Here is a 16,403-nt window from a genome sequence, read left to right as displayed (position 1 = left end):
GGTTTTTTTGTTCCCCTAGCTTCAGCCCAGATTTCTCATTTCATGAGGCTTGTCAACGGACATAATCCCAGGTTGTTTCATATACTAAAATAACGTAAGAAAAGTAGGTGAGGTCAGAATGGTGAAGATATCCGACTTCCAAACCAAAGAAGTGGTCAATATTTTGGATGGCAAGCGCTTGGGACAAATTTCTGATCTGGAGATTGATCTTCGCCATGGTCGGGTGGAGTCGATCGTAATCCCTGGACCGGGTAAATTCCTTGGCTTTTTTTCCTCGGGCAATGATTATGTGATTCCCTGGCGAAATATTGTTAAGATTGGCAAGGATGTCGTGCTCGTACGGATGGAGGAAACGTTGAAGGTGGAGTCGCGACATGGGGGGACGGACGAATACAGGGAGTGAGGGAGAAAGGCGTCAGATAGCCTTTCTTTTCTTTTGGGCTATGGTATGATAAGCCATATGAGGAAGGTGAAAAAGCAGATGAGAGAGCCATTTGTTCGGGTTGAGGATAAACCTTTTTTACAATTGCTGGAATGGGAGCGAAGCCATCCAGGTTTGGTAGCTGGATTTACAATTCGGACAGGCGGAGCGAGCGAATTGCCGTTCGAATCTTTCAATATGGGATTGCATGTAGGAGACAATGCGGGGCACGTGGTGGCCAACCGGCGTCAGCTGGCCGCTCAGCTGGAGATGCCGTTCGATGTTTGGACCTGTGCGGATCAGGTACATGGGCATCAGGTTTGCCGGGTCATGGCAGGTGGAGCGGGAAAAGAAAGCTTGGACAATGTGATCAAAGCAACGGACGGCTTGTATACAACCGAGAAAAACGTGCTTTTGACGTCCTTTTATGCTGATTGTGTTCCCTTATACTTCTTGGATCCTGTATCCGGAGCAGTTGGTTTGGCACATGCTGGTTGGAAAGGGACCGTTCAGCGTATTGCCGAGGAAATGGTTCAATCGCTTTCACAATCCTGCAAGTCAAAACCAGAGGATCTGCTGGTAGCTTTGGGACCATCGATTGGCGGTTGTTGCTACGAGGTGGATGAACGGATTATGGACCAAGTACGCAAGAGTGTTGAGCAATGGGAGAAGGCTGTGACACCAGCTGAAAAGGAAGATCGCTGGATGCTCGATTTACGCATCCTAAATCAGCTCATATTGGTGGATGCAGGCGTGAATTCTGCACATATTTCATCTGCAGATTGGTGTACAAGCTGCCGGACTGACCTGTTTTTTTCTCATCGCAAAGAAGCGGGAAGCAAAGGAACGACGGGCCGCATGGCTTCCTATATAGGCTGGAAATAGGAAAAGGAGTGGAGTTGCAGCATGCATACAGAACAGGAAGTATTGAAGGAACGACTGGAACAGATCGAGAAGAGAATCCAGGCTGCTTGCGATAGATCGAACCGCAAGCGTGAAGAGGTAAAAATCATCGCAGTCACCAAATACGTAGAGGCAGATACGATTGGCAATCTGCTAGCAGTAGGAGTCGAGGATATTGGCGAGAACCGGCTGCAGGATGCATTGCCTAAGTTCGAGAAGTATGGGGACAAAGGCATCTGGCATTTTATCGGACACCTGCAAACGAACAAAGCAAAAGAAGTGGTCGGACGTTTTGCCTATGTTCATTCGCTGGATCGCGTGTCCTTGGCGCAGGAGCTAAATAAAAGGGGAGAAATGCTGAATCAGGTCGTTTCTTGCTTTTTGCAGATCAATATATCCGGAGAAGAGACAAAATTTGGGCTTAGTCCTGATGACGTATTGGCTTTTTTGCAGGAAACCAGTAATATGAAACATATAAAGATTGTTGGATTAATGACGATGGCGCCTGTTGTCGATAATCAAGAGGAAGCCCGTAACGTATTTCGCGGGCTTGCAGAATGGAAGGAACGCATCAATGATCGAGGCTTTCCTCACGCAGAAGTCACGGAGCTCTCCATGGGCATGTCCAGCGATTTTGAAGTGGCAATTGAAGAGGGAGCTACATATATCCGACTGGGTTCCGTATTGGTCAAGCCGGAGTAAAGCAAGTATCAAACACATAGCGATCAAGAGATAGAAAGGAGGAAGGAAGATGGGAGTCATGAACAAACTGATGGGGTTCTTGGGTTTGGATAACGAAGAGTACATAGAAGAAACCGTAGAGGAGCAACGAGAAGAACAGGATTCTTCCGCCAAGCGTCAGCCTGCGGGACGTGCGAATAATGTAGTACCGTTTCAGGCACGGGAAAAGGAGGGGATTCGCTTGATCCTCTGTGAACCCCGTCATTATAGCGATGCACAGGATATTGCAGATAACCTGCGTCATCGCCGTCCAGTAGTAGTGAACCTGCATCGCGTGGAGAAAGACCAGGCGAAACGGATCATCGACTTTTTGAGCGGTACGGTCTATGCATTGAACGGTGACATTCAAAAAGTAGGGGATACGATATTTGTTTGTACGCCTGACCATGTAGATATTCAAGGTACGATTTCCAGTGTTATTGAAGAGTAACAATCAACGACGAAAAAAAGGGTGAGCAAATGGGTTACTTCTTTACCATTCTAGATTTCGCTTTTACCGTATATCAGTACATGATCATCGCCTACATCCTGATGTCTTGGGTTCCACAAATGAGAGACACAGGAATCGGTCAACTGCTCGAGCGTTTGGTAGAGCCGTACCTGGCGCCGTTTCGCCGGTTTATTCCACCACTCGGATTTATTGATATCTCGCCGATCGTAGCGTTGATTGCTTTGCGTTTTGCGCATTACGGATTGGTTTCCATCCTGATTAAATTGTAGGCAGGATACGTTCATGAGTGTATTTGACCATTTTTCAAAAGAAGAACGTCCTTTTGTTGAGCGGGCGCTGGAAATGCTGACGCAAGTAGAGCGTAAGCAGGCCATGCGCCTTACTGATTTTGTCGATCCCAGGCAAATGATGATCTATCAAAGCCTTACTTCCCAAGTACAGGATGTGCGTGTCTCGCCATTTGGTGGCTATGAGGGAGCTGAGCGTGTGCGTATCTTGCTTCATCCCGATTATCTTCCTGTGGAAAAGGAAGATTACGGACTGGCCTTGCTGCACATTGTAGCGGATCAACGCTTTCATGCACTCGAACACCGGGACGTGATGGGAGCCTTGCTGCATGTTGGGCTCAAGAGAGAAAAGTTTGGGGATATGCTAGTGAATGAAGAAGGCTGCTATGCCATCGTGGCGGAAGAAGTAGCAGACTTTGTTTGTTCCCAAGTATCTCAGATTCACCGAACCTCTGTCTCATTCGAGCGATTGTCATGGGATGCATTTACCCCACCGGGTCCTCGTTTCAAGGAAAAGACGATTACGGTAGCGTCTCCTCGGACGGATGCTGTGATTGGAGAGGTATACAACCTGTCCCGGGCCAAAGCGCTAGTTCCGCTTCGGGCCGGAAAGGTAAAGGTAAACTGGAGAGTGATGGAGGATCCCTCCTTTCCGCTTCAGACAGGCGACATGGTCTCGTTTGCTGGCTATGGACGATTCAAGATTCTCGAAATTTCAGGTACCACCCGGAGCGGTAGACTTCGCATGATTGTAGGCTTGGTTACATAAGATGAGAAAAAACGAAAAATGCTAAAAAAATGTAAGATCGTAAAGGAAATGCTGCAACTCTTGTCGAAATAATGTTCAACGATTATCGGGAAAAGTGGGGGGTTCATGTGCCTTTAACGCCGCTAGACATACACAATAAAGAATTCAGTACAGGCTTTCGTGGATATAATATCGACGAAGTGAATGAATTTTTGGATCAGGTCATTAAGGACTTTGAACTTCTGATCAAGGAAAAAAAGGAAATGGAAGAACGTATCGCGATCTTGAATGAGCGAGTGGACCACTACAAAGGATTGGAAGAAAACCTGAGCAAGTCCATTCTTGTCGCACAGGAAACAGCAGAAGACGTCAAATCAAACGCACGCAAGGAAGCTCAGCTGATCCTCAAGGAAGCGGAGAAAAACGCAGATCGGATCGTCAATGAAGCCTTGGCGAAATCTCGCAAGATTGCCATAGAGATCGAAGAGTTGAAAAAACGCGCCTCCGTATACCGGATGCGTTTTCGAACACTCTTGGAAGCTCAGCTGGAAATGCTGGAGCACGGAGCTTGGGATGATATCGAGCAGGCAGATTCCGCAGTAGTCGTTGAATAAAAGATTGACGACTGGTCCATGATGGGACTATAATGAAAGACAACTTTTTGATATTTTTACGTGACGATGATCGGGACGAGTACGTAAAGAAGCGCTGCCAAGAGAGTCGGGGGTCAGGTGTAAACCCGTCCAGCTGCCTTTGCGGAATATCACCCGGGAGTTCAATAGCCGAAAGCCTGTTGCACAATCAACGTAATCAGGGCAAGTAAGTGAGCGAGTCATTCCCGTTACAGAATGTTCAAGTGAAGCGAGCTTTCGTCCATGTTGTACATAGGCATAGGTGAACTCGTTTAATCAGGGTGGTACCACGGGAGTCTTCTCTCGTCCCTTACCGGGGATGAGTGAAGGCTTTTATTTATTTTATAGGAGTGAAGAAGGCTATGGATTACAGCAAAACGCTATCTTTGCCAAAAACGGATTTCCCGATGCGTGGGAATTTGCCCAATCGCGAGCCGCACATGCAAACAAATTGGGATGAACAAAGTATTTATCAAAAAGTACTGGAACGCACCAAAGGACGTCCGTCTTTTGTCTTGCACGATGGTCCTCCGTACGCCAATGGCGATATCCATATTGGGCACGCCTTGAATAAAATTCTGAAAGACTTCATCATGCGCTACAAGTCCATGGCTGGTTTTTACGCGCCGTATGTGCCAGGCTGGGACACGCATGGTCTGCCAATCGAACAAGCGATTATCAATGCGCAGGGACTGGATCGTCGCGCGATCGAGGTCAACGATTTCCGCAAGCGCTGTGAAGAGTACGCTTGGTCCTATATTGACAAACAACGTGATCAGTTCAAGCGTCTGGGTGTTCGCGGAGATTGGGAAAATCCTTACGTGACACTCCTGCCTGAGTATGAAGCCAACCAGATCCGCGTCTTCGGAGAAATGGCAAAGAAAGGCTATATCTACAAGGGCTTGCGCTGTGTATACTGGTCTCCTTCCTCGGAAACTGCCTTGGCAGATGCAGAGATCGAGTACAAAGACAAACGCTCTCCATCTATTTATGTCAGCTTCCAGGTCGTGGATGGAAAAGGTCAGCTCGATACGGAAACCGGCGTTGTTATTTGGACGACCACTCCTTGGACTTTGCCAGCCAACTTGGCTATTTCGATTCATCCAGAGCTGGAATACAGCGTGGTAAGAGTAGCAGATCGGAAACTCCTCGTGGCTAGTGGTTTGCTGGAAGCGGTGACCAAGGAGCTCGAGTGGGAAAATGTAGAGGTCGTCTCTACTCATAAAGGAGCAGACCTGGAGGGTGTAGTCACCCAGCATCCGTTCTATGAGCGCAAATCCCCTCTGATTCTGGGTGAGCACGTCACCTTGGATGCCGGTACAGGTTGTGTTCACACAGCACCAGGTCACGGGGAAGATGACTTTGCTGTAGGACAAAAATACGAGCTTGGGGTCCTTTGCCCAGTAGACCATGAAGGGAAAATGACCAGTGAAGCTCCTGGATTCGAAGGCTTGTTCTATGAGGACGCGAATAAGGTCGTCACTGAGAAGCTGAAAGAAGCGGGTGCATTACTGAAGCTGAGCTTCTTTACTCACTCCTATCCGCATGATTGGCGCACCAAAAAGCCGGTCATCTACCGTGCTACCGAGCAATGGTTTGCTTCAATCGACGGCTTCCGTGACCAAATGCTGGAAGCGATCAAAAATGTAAAGTGGATTCCGCAATGGGGCGAAACCCGCTTGGCGAACATGATCGCAGATCGCGGCGACTGGTGCATTTCCCGTCAGCGCGTCTGGGGTGTACCTATTCCGATCTTCTATTGCAAATGCTGCAATGAACCGATCATTAACGATACGACCATTAACCATATCGCGGATATGTTCCGTAAAGAAGGTTCTTCTGTCTGGTTCGCGCGTGAAGCAAATGAGTTGGTGCCTGAAGGACTGTCCTGCCCGAAATGTGGTGCCCATGAATTCCGCAAAGAGACGGACATTATGGACGTTTGGTTCGACTCCGGTTCCAGCCATCAAGCCGTACTGCGCGAGCGTGGCATGAGCTGGCCGGCAGATATGTATCTGGAGGGCTCCGACCAATATCGTGGATGGTTCAACTCTTCCTTGTCCACGGGCGTAGCTGTATACGGCACAGCGCCTTACAAGTCCGTATTGAGCCACGGCTTTGCATTGGATGGTGAAGGACGCAAAATGTCCAAATCACTGGGTAATGTAGTCATTCCGCAGCAAGTCATCGACAAGCTGGGTGCAGATATCCTGCGTCTGTGGGTTGCATCCGTTGACTACCAATCCGACGTCCGCATTTCCGATGCGATTCTGAACCAAATCGCAGAAGTGTATCGCAAAATCCGCAACACCTTCCGTTTCCTGCTAGGCAATCTGGATGGATTTGAGCCGGCGCGGGATCGTGTTGCGTATGAGCAGCTCGGCGAATTGGATCGTTACGTGCTTGCCAAAGCAGCGCAAGTAACAAAGCGTGTGAAGAAAGCATATGACGAATATCAATTCCATACTGTCTTCCACACGGTTCACAACTTCTGTGTCATCGAACTTTCGTCGTTCTATCTGGATATTTGCAAGGACAGATTGTACGTCGAGGCACCAGACAGCAGCAAGCGCCGCGCTGCTCAAACGGTCATGTACGACTGCCTGTTGAGCCTGGTCAGACTGATCGCTCCGATTCTGCCGCACACCGCGGATGAAGTATGGAACTTTATCCCGGGCGTGGAAGTCGAAAGCGTACAATTGACGGATATGCCAGAAGCAGAAGAAAAACATCTGAGCTTCTCGGCTGAAGCATTGAGCAAGTGGGATGCCTTCATGGAAATCCGTGATGAAGTTCTCAAGGCCATGGAAGAAGCGCGCCGCAACAAGGTATTCGGTAATTCCGTTGACGCCAAGCTTGCTTTGTATCCGCAAAACGATGCAGTTGCCCAAACGCTGGCGGCGATGGAGGATCTGGCAGACCTGTTTATCGTGGCACACGTTGATCTGCACAGCCAAGATGCGGCAGCTCCAGCTGACGCTGTCCAACTGGAAGGCATCCGCGTAGTTGTAGCGGCGGCAGATGGTGTCAAGTGCGAGCGCTGCCGTGTGGTGAAGCAGGACGTTGGTTCACACTCCGCGCATCCAGCTATTTGCGGACGTTGTGCTACTGTTGTCGAAGAGCATTACGCTCATGTGCATGAAGAATAAACAAACGCTTGTTCGAGCCTGTCTTTCCCGAATGGGGAGGGACAGGTTTTTTTGTATGGAGAGAGTCCTACCACCATCGGTTATTTCGGTTGATGCCAAGACATACTACCTGTTGAGGAATCAAAAAGAAGGGTGGTGTCCGACGTGGACCGCAATAAGTTGACTAGTCTGCGTGAGAGACTGCTGGAGGAAAAAAAGGACATAGAAGAGCGGGTGCAGGAACACTACGGCTTGCGGGAACAAATGGCCACTTCACTGCAAGAGTTTGCCATGTACGATAACCATCCTGCAGATATAGGCAGCGAGCTGTTTGAACGGGAAAAGGATTTGGCCCTCGACAGCCTGGATCGCGAAACGTTGAAGGAAATCGATCAGGCTTTGACCAGAATGGAAGAAGGTACCTATGGCATTTGCACGGTTTGTGGACAACCCATTCCCGAGGAGCGCTTGGAGGCCCTACCGCATGCTCAGACCTGCAAGGAACACGCCCCAGCTCCAAACATCAATGATTCACGGCCGATTGAAGAAGAGTTTCTCCAGCCGCCTTTTGGCAGAACGTCTTTAGATGAAAAGGAAGGCCAAAACGGCTTTGATGGAGAGGATGCCTGGCAGATCGTAGAGGCGTGGGGAACCTCAAGCACACCATTTTCATTTGTTGATAACGACAAGACGGACTACAAGGAAATGTATGTGGAAAGTGATGAACCCGACGGCTTCGTAGAGGCAGTCGAGGAAATCGGCTATACAGGGATCGAGGGGTACACCGGACCTGAGAGTGTCAACTACATGCGCAGCGGAACCTATGAGGCGTACATGCGCAAAGGTGAGGGGAAGGGGAATTTTCTTCAATACGATGATTACGAGGAAGAACGTGCGGAGCGTGAAGGCCGCGATGATTTGCTGTAACTGGAGGCTAGGCAACTGACATGCAGATCGAACGAGTCGAGACATATCCCCTCTTGTACCGATTACCGGAAGCGTACGGAGATGCGAATGGATACAAGCGTTATCGCACCACTTATCTGATCAGAGTGATTACCCGGTCCGGAATCGATGGGTGGGGGGAAATTCTGGACTGGCTACCTACATTGCACGTCGGTTTTCGAGAGCGAATCGCCCCTTTTTTGATCGGAAAAAAAGCGACTGACAGGCGGACGATTACCGAGGTTGTCAATAAATGGCATCAACGCTCAGCCGCCGGGGTTAGTATGGCGTTGACCGAGATCATAGCCAAGCAGGCTGGCCTGTCTGTGTGTGAGCTGTGGGGTGGAAAAGTACATGGGAAGATCCCAGTGTACGCTTCGTTTCAGTCCTATCGGGAAACAGATGATTGGGCAGTCAGGTCGCTACAGCAGGTTACTTCCCAAGTTGAGTCAGGATTCAAACGGATAAAAGTGAAAATTGGCGGTCGCACGATTCGAGAGGATCACAAGCATATCGAGGCGCTCATGAATTCCCTTTGTCCCGATGTATGTGTGGCACTCGATGCCAATCAGAGCTATGACCTAGCGGCAGCACGTGATTGGGAGCATCTGATTTCACGGTACCCCAACTGGATGTGGCTCGAGGAACCGATGCCAATGGATCGGGTAGCGGAATACGTCAGGCTGCGTGCCGCTTTGCCTATTCCTCTGGCAGGTGGAGAAAATCTGGTGCGTTGCAGTGAGTTTCTGCCACTGCTCCATCAAGGAGCCATAGATATCGTTCAGCCTGATCCCATGCACACAGAAGGGCTGGATGCTTATCGTTGTCAGGTTGAGCTCTCGCGACAATTTGGATATCGGGTTTCCCCGCATGCATTTGACGGAAGCTTATCCCGTCTGTATGCGATCTTTGCTCAAGCTTGTCTTCCTGCATGGAGCAAGATGCAAGATCAGCAGATTGAGCCAGTAGAGTGGGATGTCATGGAAAATCCATTTACTCATTTGTTCTCGCTACAGCCGATCCAGGGAGAGGTTATCGTACCCGATGGAGTGGGGATCGGATTGGAGCCGAACTGGGAGATCATCAATGCCATGCACTGGGATGGCCATGTATATGTGTAAAAGTGGAGGGACAACAGCCATATGGCGCAGAATGCGAAGAACCTGATTGGTTTGACGGGAATCCCGCTGGTGATGGTATTGGGCAATTCCATGCTGATTCCCGTCTTGCCGACGATGAAAGCCAAGATGGATTTAACTCAATTTCAAACCAGTCTGCTCATCACTGCCTTCTCTATCGCAGCGGGGATCGTCATTCCTTTTGCCGGCTATTTGTCCGACCGCTTTGGCCGTAAAGGTGTGATCCTGATCGCACTTGGCCTCTACGGAATAGGTGGGCTAGTGGCTGGTCTTGCATCGCTTTGGGTGGACAATCCCTACCTTATGATCATGGCAGGACGGATCATGCAGGGGATCGGTGCAGCGGGTACCGCTCCGATCGCCATGGCGATGGTCGGTGATTTGTTCGATGGGGCATCGGAGAGTAAAGCACTAGGTCTTCTGGAGACCTCGAACGGAATTGGCAAGGTATTGAGTCCAATCATTGGCTCCTTGCTAGCTTTAATATCCTGGTACATGGTCTTCCTTGCCTTTCCGATCATCTGTGGTGTCATTTTGTTGTTCTTTCTTTTTTTTACGAAGGAAAAGAAGCAAGAGCGCAAGCCGCTTCCGATCAAACAGTATGTTCATTCGATTGGTCAGGTGTTTAAGAAGCATGGAAAGTGGCTGGTTCCCGCCTTCTTTATCGGGAGTATTTGTCTGTTTACCCTCTTTGGGGTCTTGTTTTACTTATCCGATCTGCTGGAGGAAACGTACAAGATCGATGGAGTCATCAAGGGTGGATTCCTTGCCATTCCCTTGCTGGTCATGAGCATTGCGGCTTATGTGACAGGGCTGATTATCAAGAAAAAGCTGAAGCTGATGCGACTTTTTGTGATTGTCGGCATGTTTCTGCTTAGCACTTCCTATGTACTCGCGACTTTTGTCAAAGGCGCCTATGTCCTGATCGGAATTCTGGTTATTGGCAGCCTGGGCACTGGACTTATCCTCCCTTGCCTGAACAGCATGATTGTAGGGGCCGTCCAAAAGACAGAGCGAGGCATGATCACTTCACTATACAGCGGAGTCCGGTTTATCGGGGTAGCAATAGGACCACCTGTCTTTACCTGGCTTCTCGGGATGTCGCGCACCGTCATGTTTATGTCAATCGCGGGTCTCTCTCTGGTGTTTGCTGTTGTCGCCATCTTTTTTCTAAAACCGCAGCAAACGCAACAGCAATCCCAGCAGTCACAGACCACGAGTGAGGATGCAGAAGCAGAACAGAAAAAACAAAAAGAGGCACAAGCATGGCGCCATATATCCGAGGTGCTGGGAATTGAGCCGCAGAAGCAGACCGATAAACGAAAAGAAGAGGCTATCAAGCATTTCGGATTTGATCCAAGCGACATGATCAAGCATTTGTTGGGCGGAAAAGAAAAGGAAAAGGGTAAAGAATAACAGGCATCTGCCGAAGGATTCGTCGGTAAATGCCTGTTTTTTTTCGTATCAGTACGTTTTTTTCAGAGCAAAGGGGTGCTTCAATGCTTGCTCCAATGCAAGCGGATACACCTCATCATACAGAAAACGGCTGAATGTGGGGTTTCCCTGTACCTGAGTAGGAATTTCATCAAAGGTCACCGTCTCCCAAACATCAGGACCCGTAGGGGGGTGGGAGCAATGCTGGACCAGTGCTATGTAAATATCCTTTCTCAGCTCTTCATTGACGGTATATTGACCAATCCGTTCGATACCGTTGAGAACAGCTCCGGTTTCTTCATAGGTTTCCCGGACAGCGGCGGCAAGACTGCTTTCTCCTGGCTCTACTTTTCCACCTGGCAATTCAATGCCTCGCTCACGGTGGCGGGTAAACAGCAGCTTTCCTTGCCAAAACGGAAAAATCAGCACATGGCGTGCGTCATGCATGTGATACTCTTGTGGATCAAAGGTAAGGGTGACGGGCAAGCCGAAGTCATCCAAAAAAGCGTACATACCTCGGTCTCCTTCATGAATAGAAGTCTGAGCAGCCGTAAAAGCTGGCTTAAGTCTGTTGCTGGGAAATGTGTTTGACTGCTTTCATGGCCTGACCAACGGATAGCGAAAGAGAAGAATAGGCAGAACCATTGGCCACATCTCCGATCGCATAAATCCATTGCTCACCTGTGACCTGGTTGCAATCGGTCACCAGATAATGCTGATCATAAGTATCCAGCGGATCGAAGCCTTGGCTGTTCCCACGGACACCAACGCGTGGCAAAATCCAGTCCACAGAGATGGAACGTGGGGTCGCAGGCAGATTGGAACGCAGGTTGAGCGTCATGCGGCCATCCTCCTCAGCGAAGGTATCGATCTGAGTCTCAACCAATAAGTGCAGATTGGGCATTGCAGAAATGCGATCCAACCATTCCGACCTGGCTCGAAGCTGTTTGCCGCGAACGAGCAGATAAACGTGACGGGCATGTGGAGAAAGATTTGCAGCACCCTCCAGTGCGCGGTCACCACCGCCTATCACCGCAACGTCCTGGCCTCGTATAGTAGAAGCCTGTGAAGTGGTGGAAAACCACGGAGACAATACGCGAGAGCAGCCTTCCAGAGCGGGAATGACATTTGGAGTTACACCTGTGGCGATAATCAAATAATCAGCTCGATACACGGAGTGAGAGGTCGTGACGAGATGATTCTCAACATCAATGGAAAGAATGGTCTCACCCAAGCGCGGGCGTAGTTGTTTGATTGTCGGATGAGCCAGCAAATCCTTGAGCAATGCGGCTCCATCTGGATATACCTGTGGAGGAAAATCCCAGATTTCATTGTGAATGTGCGCGATTTGTCCGCCCAATGCATCTGTTTTTTCCAAAAGGAGAGAGGATAATCCCAAGCGTTGGCACCAGATGGCGGCAGATAATCCTCCGATGCCACCTCCCGCGATCAGCACCTGTACGTGTTCCACTCTATTGTCCCCTCCGATTTTTCGTGACGTAGCCAAACAAGCAAGATTACATCTTCAATTTTAGACTACCTGTTTCATTACGCGAGTGCAAGAACGTTATGGGCAGGAAGTGCGTCATATAGATACAATCGGCAGAATTCTACAAATTATTGTGAAGGTGTGATAGAATGAACATAATTTTCCATAAACGGCGATGAAGGTAGTGACAGATTGTGCCCTTTTTCGGGATAAGGAGTTGAAGTCATGCAAGCGAGAATGGAAAAGAAGCCAGCGCACCAGGCGCCCAAAACAAAGCAAAAGAAGCGAGGAAGGCGTGGGAAAAAATGGTACTTCCTCCTTGCTATCAGCGTGTTTTTTTGTTTATTGATTGTAGGGGTAGGCTTGGCGCTATCACAAATGGACAAAACACTTGAAGTTGTCACAGACGATCCATACAAGCTTCCGGATCAGCCAGCAGTCGTTGTTCCTTATGAAGGGAAAAAAGCGCTCTCCTTCGTCATTGTCGGCGTCGATACACGTAAGAACATCGGAATGCTGAATACAGACGTGCTGGTCGTAGCGGTAGCCAATCCGGAAACACAAAAACTGACAATGGTTTCGCTGCCAAGAGATACGCGCGTAGAGATGCCGGGCTATCCTGGCTACCATAAGGTAAACGAGGTCTTTGCGTTAGGTGAAAATATACGTAGAGATGCGGAGAATAAGGGCAAGCCCGTAACAGAAAACGGGATGACGCTCTTGAAAAAAACGTTGGAAGGGATGCTGGGAATCCCGATCGAGCATTATGTGCAGCTGGATTTTGAGGGATTTACGGCGGTCATCGACAATCTTGGCGGCATTAAGGTTGATGTAGATCGCGATCTGGTCTACGAGCTTCCACAAGAAGGCGTCTACCGAAATTTGAAAAAGGGACTTCAAGTCTTGAATGGCGAACAGGCTCTCGGGTTCGTACGCCATCGTCTGGATAAACGAGGAGACGCTTATAATTCCAGCGATTTTGACCGGAACCGGAGACAGCAGCAAGTGATTCGGGCTGTCGTCGATAAAGTCGTATCGATCGATGGAATCTCCAAACTGACCACCGTTCTCGACACCTTTGGCAAACACATTCGCACAGACCTTTCAGCCGAACAAATCAAGGGGTTGGCCCTTGACTTTGCCACCATTTCTTCAGAAAAAATGGTATCGCTCGACAATGGCGCGGTTTGGAAATCGCCGTACTCGATGTGGCCGCAAAAAAACATGCAAGACGTACGCAACACGCTCAAAGCAGAGATGGCCACCAATAACCTGCAACTGACCGCGAATAGGCTAAGTGATGCAGCCATCGTGGAGCTAGCCAAATTCGAGCCTCAGACCAAGCCGACTGTCGCTCCCAAAAAGCCGACAACCACGGCGCCAACCAAAGTACAGGTGCCACCAGCCCAACCGGAGCAGCCACCGCAGCAGCCTCAGTCGGAGACACCACAGACAGAAGGAGCGCCGATGCAACCACCGTCATCGGATGCGCCACCTTCTCCGACAAATGAGCAGCAGCCATTTCCTGCAGATCAACCACCACCTGACATCGTGGCACCGCCTGCGCCTGTCGTTGAAGTGGTCGATCAAGGGCAGGGTGAAGGCTGAAGTTAAGAGATGTATAATGGTACACAAAATATACCCGCTCTGTTACCCAAACAGCAGTGGGTATTTCTTTTTTATTTTTCAAATTAATTGTACTAATTTCTGTGAGGAAAGGATGGGCGCTTCGATGCCAGAAATAGACCAAATATTGAAAGAATTATTGGAAAAAATCAGGAGCTAGAAATGGTTTTTCAGTCCTCTCACGACGAGATTTTTGTGACGAAACGTTTTCGAAATGGAAGAAAAAAAGATCGATGCCTGTAGAGTAATCGCGAATGAAAGAAATTTACGGGGGGAAGTGCAGGGATGCGCTTCCCTTGGTTAGCGGGGGGTTAGTAGTGCGAATCATTTGGATTTTAAGACAGCTTTTGAACAACTTACGCCTTCTCTTCTGGAAGCATTAGGGTTAGTCGTTGCCTTGGCCTTGGCCTTACTTTCCTTTACCTTGGCATTAACGATTGGCATGCTGGTTGCTTTAGGCAGGCTTTCGAAAGTGCGTTCTTTGCATGTCGTTTTGATTGCTTTTTTGGAAATCGTACGAGGTAAGTTTGGAGAGAACGAAATTCTCAAAGGGATTGACATCAGACAAGGAGAGAAGGTCGCTATCATCGGCCCCTCCGGATCAGGAAAATCGACGTTTCTTCGTTGTATCAACTATCTGGAGCAACCTACTTCAGGGACAGTCATGATTGATTCCGAAAAGATCATTATCCAAGTCAGTTATCGGGTGGGCAGCAGCAACGGGGTGCAATAGCCCGTGCTCTAGCGATGGAGCCGAAGGTCATGCTGTTTGACGAAGCCACTTCTGCACTTGATCCGCAATTGGTCGGAGAGGTGCTGCGGGTCATTAGAGAGCTGGCAAATGAAGGCATGACGATGGTTTTGGTTACACATGAGATGAAATTCGCTAGGGAAGTAGCGGACCGAATCATCTTTATGGATTGCACATCCCAGAACCAGAGAGTTCTTGCAGCAAGTCGACAATTAGAGGAAGAGCGCATGAAAACTTTCCGCTAAAACGCGGTCGCTCCTCCTTGAGAAGGCCTCGATAAAGGTTTTCTTATACTATCGGAAAGTTTAAGTGCGCTAAAGCGCTAAAAAGATTAGCGGAAGATAGTATAAGTGCAACTAAGGCTCCGCCAAAAGCTTGGCGTAGCCAAGTTTTCTTAAATTGCGTTGTCGATTTCAAGCACGTGAATTCCTCATCCCAAAGACGAGCTTCAATCCATCTTCTCCCACTTCAACAAACCGACGGTACTCATCTGTCTCCATACCGTACAGGGCCAGCTTGCTTTCTTGATCGTGGTGGACGCCCCAGCGTGGGTCGCAATTTCTTCTGCGGGAATTTGCTTGTGACGGATGTGTACCTCATAAATCAGTTCTTCTAGCGTGAAACGATAAGGGTATTGGGTCAACAGCTGATATTGGAGTACGTGTATAGATGGCTTCGCGTCCTGCTTAGTTGGTGGAATGGTCTCCGTTTTTACGGGACAATCAGGAGAGACTTGCACAAAGGTATGTACGATTTCAGTCATTTCATAGCACCCACTTTTTATAGAAGAACGTATCCTTGAATATAGCGTAAATAGTGAATCATTACCAGTTTTTCCTCTTGTCAGAAAGTTAATCGCGGGGACAAACGCCTACTGCATATCCTGTTAGGGAAGGATAGCGAGTCGTTCGCAGGGAGTTCTGACGGACTGACGAGAGGGGAGGTACGGGCGAGTGAAAAATTTGCAAGAGACCATGAAGCAGCTGCAAAAAGCATCAGAAAGTTTATCGCGTTTAAGTATTGATCAGGAGCATCCTTGGAAAGCATTGAGTCAGATGAATCAAATCTTGGATACGAATTTTTGGGAAAACCTGGTCGTTCTAAGCAAGCATGCAGCGCCTACCGTTCAATCCCAGCCACAAGAAATCACGACGAAAGTGAAAAAAGCAAAAAAGAGAAGAACGAAAGCACCTTCGGCAGCGCCTTCGACTGTACTCGTGGAAGAAGAACATTCTTTTTTCCCGACGACAGATGTATTCCAGACCGATCACCTCGTTATTGTTTGCTGCGAGCTGCCGGGCTTCGCTCGGGACAGTCTGGAGGTTACGCTGCTGGATCAAAGGGTCATTGAGCTGCGCGGAAGAATTCGTGAGCACGTATACGCTCCGTCACGCGTGCACACAGAGAGGACGTCTGGCTCATTCTGCCGGAAAATTGAACTGCCGGTATCGGTTGGTTCTAAGGGTATGAAGGCGCAGTATCAGGACGGGTTGCTTGAGCTGTATTTGGTCCGGGATCAGACGATGAGAGAAAAAAAAGCGACGTTTCGCGCAAATTTGTAGAGAGAAGGTAGATGCCTTCTCTTTTTTTGTACTATCGGAAAGTTTAAGTGCGCTAAAGCGCTTAAAAGATTAGCGGAAGATAGTATAAGTGCAACTAAGGCTCCGCCAAAAGCTTGGCGTAGCCAAGTTTTCTAATACTATCGGAA

The 16,403-nt window shown here is 48.9% G+C and carries 17 protein-coding genes, 2 pseudogenes and 1 other annotated feature; of the genes and pseudogenes, 15 read left to right on the top strand and 4 right to left on the bottom strand.

Annotation, left to right across the window (positions count from 1 at the left end):
• Window positions 1–118 precede the first annotated feature (118 nt).
• The 11 genes from EDM52_RS03725 to EDM52_RS03675 all read left to right on the top strand — a co-directional run bounded on the left by EDM52_RS03725 (window position 119) and on the right by EDM52_RS03675 (window position 10,811).
• Window positions 119–403, top strand: a complete 285-nt coding sequence (locus EDM52_RS03725; RefSeq protein WP_122907663.1) for a YlmC/YmxH family sporulation protein — start codon at window positions 119–121, stop codon at window positions 401–403.
• A 78-nt stretch (window positions 404–481) separates the two neighbouring features.
• Window positions 482–1,306, top strand: coding sequence for a peptidoglycan editing factor PgeF (pgeF, locus tag EDM52_RS03720; RefSeq protein ID WP_122907662.1), 825 nt, complete (start codon window positions 482–484; stop codon window positions 1,304–1,306).
• A gap of 21 nt (window positions 1,307–1,327) precedes the next feature.
• Window positions 1,328–2,026 (top strand): YggS family pyridoxal phosphate-dependent enzyme, encoded by a 699-nt coding sequence (locus EDM52_RS03715; protein WP_122907661.1) that lies wholly within the window; start codon window positions 1,328–1,330, stop codon window positions 2,024–2,026.
• 49 nt (window positions 2,027–2,075) lie between these two features.
• A complete protein-coding gene (locus tag EDM52_RS03710) occupies window positions 2,076–2,495 on the top strand; it encodes a cell division protein SepF (RefSeq protein WP_122907660.1) in 420 nt (139 codons plus the stop codon).
• 29 nt (window positions 2,496–2,524) lie between these two features.
• Complete coding sequence (locus tag EDM52_RS03705) at window positions 2,525–2,785, top strand: YggT family protein (RefSeq protein WP_122907659.1); 261 nt, start codon at window positions 2,525–2,527, stop codon at window positions 2,783–2,785.
• Window positions 2,786–2,798: 13 nt separating this feature from the next.
• Entirely contained in the window at window positions 2,799–3,572 is a 774-nt protein-coding gene (locus EDM52_RS03700) for a YlmH family RNA-binding protein (protein WP_122907658.1), read from the top strand.
• A gap of 107 nt (window positions 3,573–3,679) precedes the next feature.
• The gene (locus tag EDM52_RS03695; protein ID WP_122907657.1) at window positions 3,680–4,165 is read left to right on the top strand and encodes a DivIVA domain-containing protein; all 486 of its coding nucleotides are present in this window, start codon (window positions 3,680–3,682) and stop codon (window positions 4,163–4,165) included.
• Window positions 4,166–4,222: 57 nt separating this feature from the next.
• Window positions 4,223–4,497, top strand: a binding site (T-box leader).
• A 48-nt stretch (window positions 4,498–4,545) separates the two neighbouring features.
• A complete protein-coding gene (gene ileS / locus EDM52_RS03690) occupies window positions 4,546–7,332 on the top strand; it encodes an isoleucine--tRNA ligase (RefSeq protein ID WP_122907656.1) in 2,787 nt (928 codons plus the stop codon).
• Window positions 7,333–7,476: 144 nt separating this feature from the next.
• Window positions 7,477–8,238 carry a TraR/DksA C4-type zinc finger protein gene (locus EDM52_RS03685; RefSeq protein WP_415783028.1) on the top strand — a complete coding sequence of 254 codons (762 nt, stop codon included), beginning with the start codon at window positions 7,477–7,479 and terminating at the stop codon, window positions 8,236–8,238.
• Window positions 8,239–8,258: 20 nt separating this feature from the next.
• Entirely contained in the window at window positions 8,259–9,377 is a 1,119-nt protein-coding gene (locus EDM52_RS03680; RefSeq protein WP_122907654.1) for a mandelate racemase/muconate lactonizing enzyme family protein, read from the top strand.
• A 21-nt stretch (window positions 9,378–9,398) separates the two neighbouring features.
• A complete protein-coding gene (locus EDM52_RS03675; protein WP_122907653.1) occupies window positions 9,399–10,811 on the top strand; it encodes an MFS transporter in 1,413 nt (470 codons plus the stop codon).
• A 48-nt stretch (window positions 10,812–10,859) separates the two neighbouring features.
• On the opposite strand, the gene EDM52_RS03670 is transcribed toward EDM52_RS03675, so the two are convergent.
• Window positions 10,860–11,342: an NUDIX domain-containing protein gene (locus EDM52_RS03670; protein ID WP_122907652.1), complete on the bottom strand. Its 483-nt coding sequence runs from the start codon at window positions 11,340–11,342 to the stop codon at window positions 10,860–10,862.
• A gap of 49 nt (window positions 11,343–11,391) precedes the next feature.
• The gene (locus EDM52_RS03665; RefSeq protein ID WP_122907651.1) at window positions 11,392–12,300 is read right to left on the bottom strand and encodes an NAD(P)/FAD-dependent oxidoreductase; all 909 of its coding nucleotides are present in this window, start codon (window positions 12,298–12,300) and stop codon (window positions 11,392–11,394) included.
• A gap of 243 nt (window positions 12,301–12,543) precedes the next feature.
• Between EDM52_RS03665 and EDM52_RS03660 the strand changes: the two genes are divergently transcribed.
• From EDM52_RS03660 to EDM52_RS25810, 3 genes and pseudogenes are all read left to right on the top strand, one after another.
• Entirely contained in the window at window positions 12,544–13,926 is a 1,383-nt protein-coding gene (locus tag EDM52_RS03660; protein WP_122907650.1) for an LCP family protein, read from the top strand.
• A 460-nt stretch (window positions 13,927–14,386) separates the two neighbouring features.
• On the top strand, window positions 14,387–14,677 hold the full coding sequence (locus EDM52_RS25815) for an ATP-binding cassette domain-containing protein (protein ID WP_462935886.1): 291 nt from the start codon (window positions 14,387–14,389) through the stop codon (window positions 14,675–14,677).
• Window positions 14,626–14,940, top strand: a pseudogene (locus tag EDM52_RS25810) (ATP-binding cassette domain-containing protein); the annotation flags it as partial. The gene EDM52_RS25815 and the pseudogene EDM52_RS25810, both read left to right, overlap by 52 nt.
• 168 nt (window positions 14,941–15,108) lie before the next feature.
• Here the strand turns inward: EDM52_RS25810 and EDM52_RS25405 are convergent.
• Both EDM52_RS25405 and EDM52_RS25400 read right to left on the bottom strand, forming a co-directional pair.
• Window positions 15,109–15,195: a hypothetical protein gene (locus EDM52_RS25405; protein ID WP_251243176.1), complete on the bottom strand. Its 87-nt coding sequence runs from the start codon at window positions 15,193–15,195 to the stop codon at window positions 15,109–15,111.
• Window positions 15,196–15,308: 113 nt separating this feature from the next.
• A pseudogene (locus EDM52_RS25400) lies at window positions 15,309–15,458 on the bottom strand (DUF6157 family protein); the annotation flags it as partial.
• Between the two features lie 190 nt (window positions 15,459–15,648).
• On the opposite strand from EDM52_RS25400, the gene EDM52_RS03645 reads away from it, so the two are divergent.
• Complete coding sequence (locus EDM52_RS03645; RefSeq protein WP_122907649.1) at window positions 15,649–16,257, top strand: Hsp20/alpha crystallin family protein; 609 nt, start codon at window positions 15,649–15,651, stop codon at window positions 16,255–16,257.
• Window positions 16,258–16,403 lie beyond the last annotated feature (146 nt).

Source organism: Brevibacillus invocatus (assembly GCF_003710915.1).
GTDB classification, from domain to species: Bacteria; Bacillota; Bacilli; order Brevibacillales; family Brevibacillaceae; genus Brevibacillus; species Brevibacillus invocatus.
The sequence above is the reverse complement of the archived record's forward strand: the minus strand, read 5'-3'. Positions and strand labels throughout refer to the sequence as shown.